Genomic DNA, 13849 nt, shown 5'->3' with positions numbered 1-13849 from the left:
AATATGTCTCTTGGTCTAGAAAAACTGGCAACAGAATCGACTTCGCATTATGATAATCTTGAAAAGATGTCGGTGCATGAATTACTGGTAAATATCAATAAAGAAGATAAGACAGTGCCTGATGCTGTCGAAAAATGTATTCCACAAATTGAGGCTTTGGTGAGTCAGATAGTACCCCGCATGAAAGCAGGTGGTAGAATTTTTTATATTGGTGCCGGCACAAGTGGCCGTTTGGGTATAGTTGATGCCTCGGAGTGTCCGCCAACTTTTGGTGTACCTCATGGCATGGTAGTGGGTATTATGGCAGGTGGAGACAAGGCCATCAGAAAAGCCGTTGAAAATGCCGAAGATGATATTGAACAAGCCTGGATAGATTTAGAAAAATATAAAATCAACGAAAAAGATACTTTGATTGGCATTGCGGCTTCCGGTCGTACGCCTTATGTAATAGGAGGATTAAGAACGGCTCGCAAGAACGGAATCCTTACAGGTTGTGTGGTATGTAATTCCGGGAGTGCTATATCTGCCGAAGCCGAATATCCGGTTGAAGCAGTAGTAGGACCGGAATTTGTGACAGGCAGTACCCGTATGAAAGCAGGTACCGCTCAAAAATTGGTATTAAATATGATTTCTACCTCTGTTATGATTCAGTTGGGCAGGGTGCGTGGAAACAAAATGGTAGATATGCAATTGACCAATCTCAAATTGGTAGAAAGAGCAACAAGAATGGTGATGAACGAACTAAAAATACCCCACGACGAAGCTCATGCCTTAGTTCTCCAACACGGCAGCGTTAGAAATGCCGTCGATAATTATAAGAATTGAGTGAATGAGCGAATTAGTGATTGAGTGATTAAATTAACTCTAAGCTCTCTGATGAACAGAAATTAAATTCGTTTGATAGCTTAAATTAAAATCACTAACTCACTCAATTCCTTAATCACTCATTCACTAAATCACTCATTCACTAAATAAATTCATGTGGGATTGGTTCTCAATAGATTGGCTTACTGCACAAACCCTGCGTTCGTTCGTTTGGGCTGACAGGATATATCTGTATGCCATTGCCGGAATCCCCTTTTTATTTTTGCTTCGTTGGTTATTTTATAACAGAGGTCAGCAGAAATTAGGTTTGTCATTAAGTAATCCTCAACTGCAAACCCGATTAATCAGCTATCTGCGTTTCCTACCGCCTTTATTTTTTGTATTAGGTATTACTTGTGTATTGCTTTCATTGGCTCGTCCGCAAAGGGTAAAAGAAAGTAAAGAGCAGTTTTCGGAAGGAATAGATATTATGCTGGCGATGGATATTTCAGAGTCGATGTTAGAAAAAGACCTGAACCCAAATCGACTGGATGCTGCAAAAAATGTAGCCCGTGAGTTTATCAAAGGACGCTTTCAGGACCGCATTGGCTTAGTCATTTTTGCTGCAGATTCATACTCCATTTGCCCCCTCACAACAGATTATGACATGCTGAATGAGTATCTGAATGAAATCAACAGTGGCATGATTCAGACTTCCGGCACAGCCATTGGTAGTGCTTTAGCCACCTGCATCAACCGCCTGCGAGACGTACCGGGCAACAGCAAAGTAGCCATTATCTTAAGTGACGGCGACAACACAGCCGGAACGCTTGACCCATCTACAGCAGCAGATTTAGCCAAATCATTCGGTATAAAAGTGTATACCATTCTTGTAGGAAGAGACAGTAAAAATGTAAAAGTAGATGAAAGCACACTAAAAAAGATTGCCCAACAAGGCAACGGGCAATTCTTTACCGCCACCGATAACCAGACACTCAAAAATATCTTCGAGCAGATCAACCGTTTAGAAAAAGTAAGAATCAAAGACAGTGTATACCGCGATGTAGAAGATTTCTACTACATCTACCTCAACTGGGCAGTAGCTTTCCTATTGGTTGCCTTCTTCTTTAAAAATACTTTTGTTGGGAATATTTTGGAGGATTGAGGGGTAAACTAAGAGAAGCTTAGTCTTTCAAATTAGCTTCAAAATGTTCTACAATTTTTGTTAACGGTTCAAATATCACTTCATTAGAAGTAGAAACTAATCTAGCTTTAATAGAGTATTTTTTTAACTCACCATCTTCGCTAACCGCTACTCTGTTTCCGGTATCTTTAAAAAGATATTCTTTTGGTGTCGATTTCCCTTCCCTTATTAAAATAGGCTTTCCTAAAAATGGTTGAGCTCTTTTTACCAAATCATCAACTTGTTCTTTTGTCATAGTTCTAAGTTATTTAAAAGCGTAATCTTTATTGTTTATTTAATTCGTTTTTTAAATCCATTGTTAACGCTAATAGTTTCTTAGTTTCTTCCTTTAAAGATTCAATCATTACTTGTTGCTCTTGCACAGCTTTTACTAAAGGCACTACAAATTGTGAATAGGATAAGCTATAAGTTTGATTTTTATCACTAGGTATAGTAATCCCATTAAAGCTATAGTCTATTACTATAAAAACATTGAAAAAAATATAAAACTACTTCCCCACCTCAACCAACTCTCTCCCAGCCAACAACTCAATCTTCCTTTCCAAATCATCAACCTTTTGCAATTGCTTTTTCAGCAGTTCAATTTCCTTTTGCTGAGTTTCTATTTGTTCCTGTTGTTCTTTTATGGCATTGGCAAGGGGTATAACAAAATCAGAATAGGCCAGTGAATACCTGCCATCTTCCGCTTTTTTGAGCCCACTAAATGGCACTTTTAAGTCTTGCATAATGGCTTCTATATCCTGAGCAATAAAGCCATCGTAGCGTGTTTTTCCCTTATCGGCAATGAAATTATACGATACGGTTTGCAGGCGTTTAACAAATGCCAGTCCTAGGCGTGAAGTGTAAAATATGTTCTCTTTTAGTCGTCTATCTGATGGGTTTGTCCAGGGTACCTGTCCTTCAATCACAGTAACAGTTGAGTCCCCTATCCGGACTTTGTTTGAGGCATTTACAATAGCTCCATTACCAATCGCAGTAGCATTGATTAAATTGTTTTTGGAGGCATTAGCATTATAGCCAATAAAGGTATTATTTGAACCTGAAATATTTATAGAACCTGCCTCATTACCTAAGGCCGTATTTTCATAGCCATCCTTATTGAATTGAAGCGCAAAAGCACCATTGGCAGTATTACGATACCCTTCTCTATTGTCCCGGAGCGCATAAAGCCCATCAGCTGTGTTCCAGCTACCTCCTAAATTATCAGCAAGTGCCCCTCGCCCGGTTGCTGTATTATAGTTTCCGGTCATATTACTATAGAGGGCCGAACACCCATTGGCGGTATTCCAGCTTCCGGTTGTATTATTTTTAAGGGCTAACGTTCCGATAGCTGTATTTTCAATACCTGCACTATTTATCCAAAGTGCATAGTCGCCTAACGCTAAATTTGTAACATTATAACTACTATTGGTCTTACCCTGCAATCCCTTAGGACTAATCGTAATTGACCCATCTGATTCAGATTGTGTAAAAACCTGTCCTTGGATACTGAAAATGTTAATATGTATCAGCACCAAGAGAAATGTAAAACGTCTGCCTGTTTTATCAATTTGATCCATATACGTCTTTGTAAAATTTTTCTCCATCATGTTTTAAAATTTTCGACCAAAACTATTCCCCCCAATAAAAAAAAACTACTTATTTTACATTATAATGGTTACTAATACATTATTCCAGACTAACCTGAATGAGAACCCTATCCCTTTTATGCCTTTTATTATTCTCTCCTTTCACAATAAAGGCTATTACGCTAAAATGGGTTGATGAAGTTGATCGATGTGCTTATAGAATAGATACGCAAAAGAAGATTATTGAAAAAGAAACCAGGCTGGGAATCTGGGAAGTTTTCGGGAATATCAATCTGCTCAATGTTGATGAAAAAGAGATTCTTCCCAGCAATGATATTATATGCTTAACTCCTTCCAATAAAAGCATCCGCTATTTACTGGTCGACTGCACTAATCAGGTTTATCAATTTGACTTCAAAGGATTGAATTTTGAGAGAATAGACAAAACCTATTATAGAGGATACAACTGCCAAAGCATAAGATTTATCCGAAAGGATACACTGTACTGTGTCGGAGGATATGGCTGTTTTAGAACTAATAATTTACTAACTTATTTTCAGAATGAAACCAAAGAATGGGACGCAATCAATAGTCTGAATAATCCTCCAATTTCCATTCACAAAGGATTAAATGGATACTATAAAGAGCGGGATATATTCTTTTCCGGTTTAAACTATTACTATAGTGATGCCGAAAATAATGGAAACTTCATAAACGACTTTGGAATGAATGAATACAGTTTCAGAGATAAAAAATGGACTACCTTAGGAAAGATAACAAACCCTGCTTTATTAAAAATTGTAGAAACACCAAACAGAGTATTCGATTGGAACGGGAAATACTTCGTTATCAGAGTATACGAAGCACCTAACAACAAAATTTTTATAATTGACCCCGTTAAAAATGAAGTTTTTAAATGGGAAGATAAAAAACGACTCTTCGAACCAATATCCGATGCAGGCAAAGACAGCAAAAAAGAATATATAATCGGAGATTCACTATACAGTTCTAAACTTGTCACAACAGCGCCACAAAATTATGTTTCTAAGCAAGTAGTATCATTAGAACAACTAAAAAAAGAAGCCACATTCATAGGTAAAGTCTATGAGTCATCAGGTGTAAACTACTGGTTAATATCATCAATAATAGCTGCTATTATTATTGTTTGTGCAGTCTTTTATTTGAAACGATCAAAAGCTAAACCAAAAGAGTTTGGGCTATCAGATAAATTAGATGATATCGAAAAAGCAATGCTTGCTATCTTAATTCAGAACCATCATGCTGAGGGCATAGATACAGAACAAATAAACACGCTATTGCAGGTCAATAATAAAACGATTGAAAATCAACGGAAGGTAAGGCATGATTTCATTAAAGCCTTAACACCTAAATTAGCTCTCATTTATGGCATTGAAGAACCCATTGAAAAAATACCTTCTTCTATTGATAAACGTATCTTTAACTATAAACTTAATAACGAACTTTATAAAAAAGTGACCAATCAAGTCTCTAAAACATGATTGAGGTTATTTTTTCTTTCCCCCTTTCTTCCCCAAAATCTTCCCAATCGCCTTTTCATAAGCATCAGCATATTTCATCATGCCTATATCTGTCGGGTGAGTGCCGTCTACGGTTGAGGCTGAATCAAAGCCAATATCTGCGGCAGTTAGTAGATGAATATTTTTCACACCCTCTTTTTTCATGGCTGTGAAGGTCTTATTCATCACTTCACTACTCCAGGTATATCTGTTAAAAAAAGTAGTATCTACACCTACTTCGGGTACTCCGCAACAATGCTCTACTAATAAAATAGGCACATCAGGGTGCTTGCTTTGCAGGCTCTTGACCGAGGTACGAATACGATTTTCTATATCTGCTCCCGGATATACCTTTTTATCAACCAGATTAGGCTGGCAGTCTAATACAAAAAGTCGGGCATTGGTTTCGTTGAGCAGGTCAATAACAGGTTGCTCCAATCGGCCATTGCCGGAGAAGCCTAAATTGATAATAGGTACATTGAGTTTTCTGCCCAAAATATTTGTCCATGCCAGGCCCGGTCTGCTGGCGCAAGCGCCTTGCATAATAGAGGTACCATATAATACTAATGGCTGTTCAGTACTTACTTGTAATGGGGTAAAATTTTTATCTTTAGGTGTCCCTATCTGCATCCACTTCGGCATATTGTATAGCGGTAGATACAATCTAAATTCTTTGACAGGTACCCCACTTATCATATTCGTGAATTTATATTGCACAGTATCCCCAAAGCTGTAAGCCCCGCGTATCCATTGCCAGTTATTGTTGGCATCTAAAGCATATAAATCAACCCCACTCACACCTGTGGCAGGCATATGATCCATACTTTTAGCCTTTGAAATCTGGTAGCGAACTGTCAATTCAGTAGCATTGGTGGTGAATTTGATATATTCCCCTGCAGTATTTTGTCCTAAAGACCAAACCGCTTGTCTAACGGTCTTTTCGGCTTTGGCAGGTAATCTATCATAAGGTCTTACCAAATCAGTTTGCCAAGCTCTTCCCTCAATGACCGGGAAAGTAGCATCTGCAGGATTCCACCATTTCATTTGCTGGGCAGATAATGAAAAGGTAGTTAAGGCTAGAAGAAAACCGAGGTAATGAGTGTATTTCATATTGAGTGAATGAGTGATTTAGTGAATGAGTGATTAAATAGCATTATTTAATCACTCATAAACATTATTAAAATTCATTTAAGAGACTCTTAGCTTTTGCTACGGTCTCTTCGGCAGTTTCCGAAGCTAAGTCTTTGATTTCAAAAGTTTTTAAGGCTGCTTCCAGTTTACTTAACTGAGCTGTCTGTTGCTTGCTTTGATATTCCTTGCGTAAGAGTCTTATTTTCTCAAAATCCTGAATCCCTTCTATGATTTTTTCAAGACGCACAGACGATAAAGCACCCGGATATACCTGAAAAGTGTCTCCGGCGGGCCATGCTGTAAAGCGACTATCAGTCGACGGAGATTTTGGCCAGCTATTATATGCCCAGCGGAGATAGCCATCCATTCCGGTTGCGGCTGTATACCAGCCCATCCAAACCATTTCATCAGGTGGCGAGAACGTAAAGGCATTCGGGTATTTTTCTGCACAACAAGTATACCACGTACTTAACTTATTTTGCTGCTTGCGTTTCTGTAAAACATCGGCTGGGTATTTCCATCTGGATGCTACGCAATAATCAAAAATATCATTTTCAATTTCAGCATGATAATCTCCTGCCAAGGATACTTTCCAGTTAGGATCAATGGTTTTCAGGAGTTTAATTACTGATTGCATGGCAGGCATCGGGCGTTCGTCCATCGCAATAGTGGTTATGCCGAACCAACCTTTATCCTTTAAATGTCTGGTAAAATCAGTCAGCATAGGTGTCCAGAACTCATTGTAAGCAGGTGTGCCGATAGCTTGGGTAAAAACGGCTTCTTTTCCTGCGGCTTCGTCGTTATAAGTAAAAGCAATTTTCCAGGGCACCATGCTATAGCAATTAATCTGCTTATTGATGCCACAACTCATCACAAAAGCTACATATTTATCAAATAGCGAATAGTCATAAGTCCATGAGCCATCTTTTTTCTTTGTCCATTTAATCAGGCTTGGGAAATCGTCATAAGTCTGATGTCCCCAGGGCTCATTTACTATACTGGTGGTTACAATTTTCTGCCCTGCATCAGCTAACATTGTATAATATTTTCGCATCATAGCAAAATGCGCATCGCTCCAGGGCTCTAATTTATGTACACGGGCTATGGCATATGGGTGCTGCCAGAAATCTAATCTATACGCCCATTCAGATGGTGGAGGTAAAGTTTTATCAACGACTGTCAACGCAACTTTCAATGCGTATTTTTTATCTGCATTAAGCGTCACAGTACCTGAATAGAGTCCAGGACTTACATTAGTAGGCACTTTCACACTCACCCATACAGGTTGGGTCATGTTCTTTTGCACCTGCATGCTTTTGATATCAACATTAATAATATCTGCCACTTTCGACGAATCAAAATCCTGGGGTTTACGGTAGCCACAACCATTCCTGAATTCATCAGTCATTACATACTGTAAAAAGCCTGTGCTAATATTATCCTTTTTTATTAACTCTCCTTTAGCATTCTTTAAATCACTTACCTCTACCGTTACATGAGTCAAATCAGCTTTGCTCCATATCAGTATTTGTGTATGTACTTTTTCTCCCTTCCATGCACTGGCAGTCCAGGTATCATTTAATTTAATTTCGGGAGGTAATTCCTGAGCGAAGCGTTTGCTTGATGAAGCAAAACTTACATTGGTATTTGCTGAGACTTTGCTCCATTGCACAGCCAATTGTGTAGGGCTTGTATTGGGCTTTTTTTGCAGAGCCAGGCTCACATCTTGTGCCAATACTATCTCTGTAAACAGGCAACAAGCAATAAACAGTAAATTTTTCATTCGTGTGTATTATAAGTTTTATTGAATAGATGGTTGAATTTCATTTCAAATTAAGTAAAAATATTGTAGAGTTCTTAATACTTTAGGCAAGCACAAACATTCATGAGATACGATTGTAGCTTAAAAAGCATCAACGCATATCAAACAATAAAAAAAGTATTTATCTTTACTCAACCTTAACATTCAACTTATGAAAAAACTCGCCACTCTTATCGTACTGATAGCGTTCATCAGTTCGTTTACCTTCAAAGAACTTTCATGGGTTGCTATTGGCGACTCGATTACTTATCTGAACGACCACCAAAAAGAAACCGGAGACCGTGTCACGAAAGGTTATATGACATTGGTTACCGAAAAGCTCCCTCATATTAAATACATTAATCAAGGGCATAATGGCTGGACTTCAGGAGGGATTGCTAACGGCATTGAAAAGTTAGGATTAACCAAAGCAGATGTCTATTCTATTTTTCTGGGAACTAATGATTGGTGGCAAGGGAGACCATTGGGACAACTGACCGATTATAAAAACAACACTGGCAATAATACAGTCTACGGTTCATTCAGAATCATTATCGATAAATTAAAAAGTCTTAATCCTGAAGCACCGATTATCCTGATTACCCCTATGCAGCGGGTAGATTTTGTTTATATAGCCAATCATAAGAACAATGCTTATGGCTCATATAAACCTAATAAGAGTGGGCAAATGCTTGAATCATTTGCCTATGCCATTGATTCTATAGGTAAATTTGAAAAATTTCCGGTAGTTGATCTGTACCATACCAAAGGCCTGGAAATGGAGAATCTGGTTAAATTCAAGCGTCTGAAAGACCCACAAACTGGCGCCTACAAAAACTTTACTTTCCCCGATTCTATTAATATTCCTTTCAATCCTGAAACGGATGAATATCCTTATCCGGTAGAATCAATTGCTAAAACCTATGACGGCTTGCACCCTTCTGATGTAGGGTATGAATTAATAGCTAAGCCGCTCATAAAAATCATGAAGAAATACTGATAGCTCAATTGTCGGATTAATACCTCAGAGCTTAAGAATAGTCTTCAATCACATATAAGCAGTATAGAGATAAGAATAACCATTCAACCCTAAAATTCAAAGCCCTAATGTCATCAAAAAAATCTTACGTTACCTCTGTTATTATTCTGGCGACATTATTTTTTATCTTTGGATTTATCTCATGGTCGAATGCCATTCTGATTCCTTACTTCAAAATTGCGTTTGAACTCACCAGTTTTAAAGCCTATCTGGTAGCTTTTGCGTTCTATATCTCTTATCTGGTTATTTCGCTACCATCCTCTATATTATTGAATAAGTTCGGCTATAAAAGAAGTATCGTCACCGGTCTTTGGGTAATGGCGCTTGGCGCATTAATCTTTATTCCAGCAGCCATGATCAAAAGTTATGGTCTTTTTCTTACCGGATTGTTTACGTTGGGTACTGGTCTATCTATTCTGCAAACAGCTTCGAACCCTTACATTACTATTATCGGCCCCATTGAAAGTGCAGCGCAGCGAATCAGCATTATGGGTATTTGCAATAAAGGAGCCGGTATTATAGCCCCACTCATTCTGTCTTTTATTATTCTTAAACCAACAGATATTAAGGTAATTGAAAACCTTAGTGTTGAGAATCAGGTAGCCAGACAAGAATTATTAAGCCAGTTGTTAGATAGAGTCATATTGCCTTATGGGGTAATAGCACTTGCCTTATTCATGTTAGGTACTCTCATCTATTTTTCCTCATTGCCTGAAATTGAACACGAAAAAGATGAACAGACTGGCAATAAATCAATTTTATCGTACCCCAATTTGATATTGGGAGCAATAGCCATATTTTTTCATGTAGGAACGCAGGTAATTGCAGTAGATACCATTATCAATTATGGAGTTTTTCAGGGTCTTTCGTTGAATGTAGCCAAAGTTTTCCCTTCTTATGTATTGACCATGACCATCACAGGGTATATCACAGGCATTATTCTGATTCCGCGATTTGTCAATCAACATACCACCCTGAAAATCTGTACCATTCTGGGCTTGCTATTTAGCATTTCAATCATTTTTACGAATGGGGGAGTAGAATTTATGGGCGTTTCAACTGATATTTCTATCTGGTTTATTGTATTATTGGGCTTGGCTAACTCGCTTATCTGGGCAGGCATCTGGCCATTAGCTATCAAAGGCTTAGGGAATTTGACAAAAGTTGGCTCTTCACTCATGATTATGGGGTTAAGCGGAAATGCCATTATGCCTTTGGTTTACGGCTACTTTGCTGATAAATCCAGTCCGCAAAGTGCTTACTGGATTTTAATCCCCTGCTTTTTATACCTGATTTTCTATACATTTTATGGGTATAGCCTTAAACATTGGAAATTGAAAACTCATTAGACCTCTATTTACAACAACCTTAACAGGCTTCTCAAACAAGCCGAACTATAAAAAAGATGAAAAATAACAGAAGAGATTTTTTGAAAATGGGAGGTGCTTCAGCGCTCACATTAGCTGCTAACTGGGATGCGCAGGCATCAACCACAAATAAGGATAAAACCAAGGCAGCCTTTAATATGTCAGGTTATGCGGCACCCAAGCTCGAAACCGTAAGAATTGGTTTTATTGGCGTTGGCAACAGAGGAAGTGGCTCAGTAACCAGAGTTAACCGGGTTGAGGGAGTAGAAACGAAAGCCATCTGCGACAAACGGGAAGTAAAAGCCCGTGAATCGGCAGACAAGCTTGAAAAAATGGGGATAAAAGTTGACCTCTATTATGAAAATGAGGATTCCTGGAAAAAAATGTGCGAAAGACCGGATATTGATTTGGTTTATATCGCTACTCCTTGGCATCTGCATACCCCAATGGCCGTTTATGCCATGAAGCAAGGCAAACACGTAGCGATAGAAGTACCTGCGGCTACAACAATGGAAGAATGCTGGCAACTGGTTGAAACATCAGAATCAACTAAAAAGCACTGCATGATGCTTGAAAATACCTGCTATGATTTCTTTGAATTACTGACACTCAATATGGCGCGCCAGGGCTATTTCGGAGAAATTATACATGTGGAAGGAGCATATCTGCATGATTTGAGAGATAGCCTGATGACTGATGGAAAATATTCAGATAACTGGCGATTGAAACAAAACCTGCGCAATGGTAGCTTGTATCCAACGCATGGACTTGGGCCTGTGAGCCAGGTATTGAACCTGAATCGTGGTGATAGAATGGATTATCTGGTATCTACCTCCTCGAATGATTTTACGTTACATGATATTGCGGTAGAAAATGCTAAGAAAGACAATTACTATCAGCAATTTGTGGATAAGAAATTCAGAGGAAATCTGAACGTAACGACTATCAAAACACTGAAAGGGAAAACCATTATGATTCAGCATGATGTCTCAACTCCCCGCCCCTACTCACGTATTCATCTGGTGAGTGGCACGAATGGTATCGCGCTCAAATATCCTGAACCGGGCAGAATCTCAGACCATAAACACGAATGGCTGAAAGAAGCTGAATTAGCTAAACTGCAGGAAGAGTTTACTCCACCAATCGTAAAAAAAATAGGCGAAATGGCTAAGCAGGTGGGCGGCCACGGTGGTATGGATTTTATGATGGATTGGCGCATGATAGATTGCCTGCGCAATGGTATTCCACTTGACCAGGATGTATATGATGCAGCGCTCTGGAGTGCGGTTGCTCCTTTGAGTGAGGCTTCGGTTAAAAACAGGTCAAAATCAATTGATGTGCCTGATTTTACGAGAGGTAATTGGAAAACAAATGAACCAATGGACATTACAATGTCGAAAGGAGGAAATACCGGAATCAGAAAATACAATTAATCACCCATGGAGATAATAGTTAGTGAAAACAATAGTGAATCAGGAGAGAAAGCAGGCAAAAGTGCGGCAGCAAAAATCAAGAAAACAATTGCTGAAAACGGGCAGGCCAATATCATTTTAGCGACAGGGAGCAGTCAGTTTGAAACGCTTTCAAATTTATTAAAAGATACCTCCATTGACTGGTCAAAAGTGAATATGTTTCATCTGGATGAATATATCGGGCTTTCTGAAACCCATCAGGCGAGCTTCAGAAAATATTTAAGAGAAAGATTTATTACGCAAGTACCCGCATTAATGAGTTATACACTGATCAATGGTGAGGGAGATATTGAGGATGAGCTAACGCGACTCAGCGAAAAAATCAGCCAACACCCAATTGATGTGGCTCTGGTTGGTATCGGAGAAAACGGACACCTCGCTTTCAATGATCCACCCGCCGATTTTGAAACCAACCAAGCCTATATAGTGGTTGATCTGGACCAGGCTTGTCGTCAGCAACAATTGGGCGAGGGCTGGTTTGATAGTCTGGCGGAAGTGCCACAAAAGGCCATCAGTATGTCTATCAGACAAATCATGCTATCAAAAAGTATTGTTTGCTCTGTGCCTGATTTAAGAAAGGCTGAGGCTGTCAGGAATACGCTAAAACAAGAGGTAAGCCCAATGTTTCCTGCAAGTATTCTGCAAAATCATCCTGATTGTGAATTGTATTTGGATGCTGATTCAGCAAGCTTGCTTTAAGCTCAAATAAAAATATTTGTCTGATAAAGTGCGATTATGAGTTTGACCAAAATAGTGAATGCTCAGGTAATAACACCCCATGCAATCCTCGAAAATGCTACAATTGTAGTAAAAGATGGGAAAATTGATGGGGTGTTTACCGATGCATTTGATATTGAAGAGGCAGATATAATTGATGCTCATAGCAACTTTGTATCACCAGGCTTCATAGATATTCATTTGCATGGTGGAGGCGGTTATGATTTTATGGATAATACCATAGAAGCATTTCAGCAAATTGCTATTACCCATGCCCGGCATGGTACTACTTCAATGGTACCTACTACACTTACCTCTACCAAAGAGAATCTAATTAAAACACTTGAAACCTATGAATTAACCACAAAGACCCAGTACAAGGGAGCTGGTTTTTTAGGTGTTCATATTGAAGGCCCTTATTTTGCGATGAACCAGCGAGGGGCGCAGGATCCTAAATATATCCGCTTACCGGATGCCGATGAATACAATGAAATTCTCAACAGGTTTCCATTTATTACCCGTTGGAGTGCTGCACCTGAATTACCTGGTGCGATTGAGTTTGGTGAAGTCCTCCGCAAAAAAAATATTACCGCTTCAATAGCACATACAGAAGCATTATATGCCGATGTAATCAAGGCGCAGGCGGTTGGCTATTCTTTAATGACTCACCTGTATTCAGGCATGGTGGGAGTAGTCAGGAAGCAAGGCTTTCGATATGCAGGTACTGTTGAAAGTGCTTTCTTATTAAATGATATGGATGTGGAAGTGATAGCCGATTTAAAGCACCTGCCTGCCGAATTGCTTCAATTGATTTATAAAATTAAAGGCTCTGAAAGTATCGCACTCATTACGGATGCCATGCGCGCAGCCGGAACAAATGTAACTACAAGTAAATTGGGAAGCCTTGAAGATGGGCTTGATGTGATAGTAGAAGACGGTGTAGCCAAACTACCAGACAGGCTTTCATTTGCTGGAAGTGTAGCTACTGCTGATAAACTCTTGAAGAACCTTGTTGAAAACGTAGGTATATCCATTCTGGAAGTTGTAAAAATGCTTACGGCTACACCTGCCAGAATCATGAAAGTACAAAACTCAAAAGGCAAAATAGAAAAAGGCTTTGATGCTGATTTAGTAATTTTTGATAAGGATTTTGAAATAAAAAGCACTATTATTGGCGGAGAAGTCGTCTATCAAAAATCTTAAAAAGA

12 protein-coding genes are annotated in these 13849 nt (G+C 38.9%); 8 read left to right on the top strand and 4 right to left on the bottom strand.

What is annotated here, in order from left to right:
• The first annotated feature begins 3 nt into the window (after positions 1-3).
• On the top strand, positions 4-825 hold the full coding sequence (gene murQ, locus D0T08_RS06300) for an N-acetylmuramic acid 6-phosphate etherase (RefSeq protein WP_116981755.1): 822 nt from the start codon (positions 4-6) through the stop codon (positions 823-825).
• A 154-nt stretch (positions 826-979) separates the two neighbouring features.
• Complete coding sequence (locus tag D0T08_RS06295; protein ID WP_116981754.1) at positions 980-1969, top strand: VWA domain-containing protein; 990 nt, start codon at positions 980-982, stop codon at positions 1967-1969.
• A 19-nt stretch (positions 1970-1988) separates the two neighbouring features.
• Here the strand turns inward: D0T08_RS06295 and D0T08_RS06290 are convergent, their stop codons facing one another.
• Both D0T08_RS06290 and D0T08_RS06285 read right to left on the bottom strand, forming a co-directional pair.
• Complete coding sequence (locus tag D0T08_RS06290) at positions 1989-2243, bottom strand: hypothetical protein (protein ID WP_116981753.1); 255 nt, start codon at positions 2241-2243, stop codon at positions 1989-1991.
• Positions 2244-2496: 253 nt separating this feature from the next.
• Positions 2497-3567 (bottom strand): tail fiber domain-containing protein, encoded by a 1071-nt coding sequence (locus D0T08_RS06285; RefSeq protein ID WP_158561207.1) that lies wholly within the window; start codon positions 3565-3567, stop codon positions 2497-2499.
• Between the two features lie 128 nt (positions 3568-3695).
• Here D0T08_RS06285 and D0T08_RS06280 point away from each other — a divergent pair, with 128 nt between their 5' ends.
• Entirely contained in the window at positions 3696-5096 is a 1401-nt protein-coding gene (locus tag D0T08_RS06280; RefSeq protein ID WP_116981751.1) for a hypothetical protein, read from the top strand.
• 6 nt (positions 5097-5102) lie between these two features.
• Here D0T08_RS06280 and D0T08_RS06275 read toward each other — a convergent pair whose 3' ends face one another.
• Positions 5103-6224 carry an SGNH/GDSL hydrolase family protein gene (locus tag D0T08_RS06275; protein ID WP_116981750.1) on the bottom strand — a complete coding sequence of 374 codons (1122 nt, stop codon included), beginning with the start codon at positions 6222-6224 and terminating at the stop codon, positions 5103-5105.
• A gap of 67 nt (positions 6225-6291) precedes the next feature.
• On the bottom strand, positions 6292-8028 hold the full coding sequence (locus D0T08_RS06270) for a DUF4091 domain-containing protein (protein ID WP_116981749.1): 1737 nt from the start codon (positions 8026-8028) through the stop codon (positions 6292-6294).
• Between the two features lie 190 nt (positions 8029-8218).
• On the opposite strand from D0T08_RS06270, the gene D0T08_RS06265 reads away from it, so the two are divergent.
• The 5 genes from D0T08_RS06265 (at position 8219) to nagA (ending at position 13844) form a co-directional block, all read left to right on the top strand.
• Positions 8219-9046 (top strand): SGNH/GDSL hydrolase family protein, encoded by an 828-nt coding sequence (locus D0T08_RS06265; protein WP_116981748.1) that lies wholly within the window; start codon positions 8219-8221, stop codon positions 9044-9046.
• Between the two features lie 107 nt (positions 9047-9153).
• A complete protein-coding gene (locus D0T08_RS06260; RefSeq protein WP_116981747.1) occupies positions 9154-10434 on the top strand; it encodes a sugar MFS transporter in 1281 nt (426 codons plus the stop codon).
• A gap of 56 nt (positions 10435-10490) precedes the next feature.
• A complete protein-coding gene (locus D0T08_RS06255) occupies positions 10491-11885 on the top strand; it encodes a Gfo/Idh/MocA family protein (RefSeq protein WP_116981746.1) in 1395 nt (464 codons plus the stop codon).
• A 6-nt stretch (positions 11886-11891) separates the two neighbouring features.
• Positions 11892-12623: a glucosamine-6-phosphate deaminase gene (locus D0T08_RS06250; RefSeq protein ID WP_116981745.1), complete on the top strand. Its 732-nt coding sequence runs from the start codon at positions 11892-11894 to the stop codon at positions 12621-12623.
• A gap of 36 nt (positions 12624-12659) precedes the next feature.
• Positions 12660-13844 carry an N-acetylglucosamine-6-phosphate deacetylase gene (gene nagA, locus D0T08_RS06245; RefSeq protein ID WP_116981744.1) on the top strand — a complete coding sequence of 395 codons (1185 nt, stop codon included), beginning with the start codon at positions 12660-12662 and terminating at the stop codon, positions 13842-13844.
• Positions 13845-13849 lie beyond the last annotated feature (5 nt).

It is taken from the genome of Emticicia sp. C21, assembly GCF_003418935.1.
Taxonomy (GTDB): domain Bacteria; phylum Bacteroidota; class Bacteroidia; order Cytophagales; family Spirosomataceae; genus Emticicia.
The sequence above is the reverse complement of the archived record's forward strand: the minus strand, read 5'-3'. Positions and strand labels throughout refer to the sequence as shown.

Bases quoted from the DNA above. Each gene is read 5' to 3' on its own strand.
- D0T08_RS06260 (WP_116981747.1), top strand. From the start codon at position 9,154: ATGTCATCAAAAAAATCTTACGTTACCTCTGTTATTATTCTGGCGACA.
- D0T08_RS06280 (WP_116981751.1), top strand. From the start codon at position 3,696: ATGAGAACCCTATCCCTTTTATGCCTTTTATTATTCTCTCCTTTCACA.
- D0T08_RS06250 (WP_116981745.1), top strand. From the start codon at position 11,892: ATGGAGATAATAGTTAGTGAAAACAATAGTGAATCAGGAGAGAAAGCA.
- nagA (WP_116981744.1), top strand. From the start codon at position 12,660: ATGAGTTTGACCAAAATAGTGAATGCTCAGGTAATAACACCCCATGCA.
- D0T08_RS06275 (WP_116981750.1), bottom strand. From the start codon at position 6,224: ATGAAATACACTCATTACCTCGGTTTTCTTCTAGCCTTAACTACCTTT.
- D0T08_RS06295 (WP_116981754.1), top strand. From the start codon at position 980: ATGTGGGATTGGTTCTCAATAGATTGGCTTACTGCACAAACCCTGCGT.
- D0T08_RS06285 (WP_158561207.1), bottom strand. From the start codon at position 3,567: ATGGATCAAATTGATAAAACAGGCAGACGTTTTACATTTCTCTTGGTG.
- D0T08_RS06270 (WP_116981749.1), bottom strand. From the start codon at position 8,028: ATGAAAAATTTACTGTTTATTGCTTGTTGCCTGTTTACAGAGATAGTA.
- D0T08_RS06255 (WP_116981746.1), top strand. From the start codon at position 10,491: ATGAAAAATAACAGAAGAGATTTTTTGAAAATGGGAGGTGCTTCAGCG.
- D0T08_RS06290 (WP_116981753.1), bottom strand. From the start codon at position 2,243: ATGACAAAAGAACAAGTTGATGATTTGGTAAAAAGAGCTCAACCATTT.
- D0T08_RS06265 (WP_116981748.1), top strand. From the start codon at position 8,219: ATGAAAAAACTCGCCACTCTTATCGTACTGATAGCGTTCATCAGTTCG.
- murQ (WP_116981755.1), top strand. From the start codon at position 4: ATGTCTCTTGGTCTAGAAAAACTGGCAACAGAATCGACTTCGCATTAT.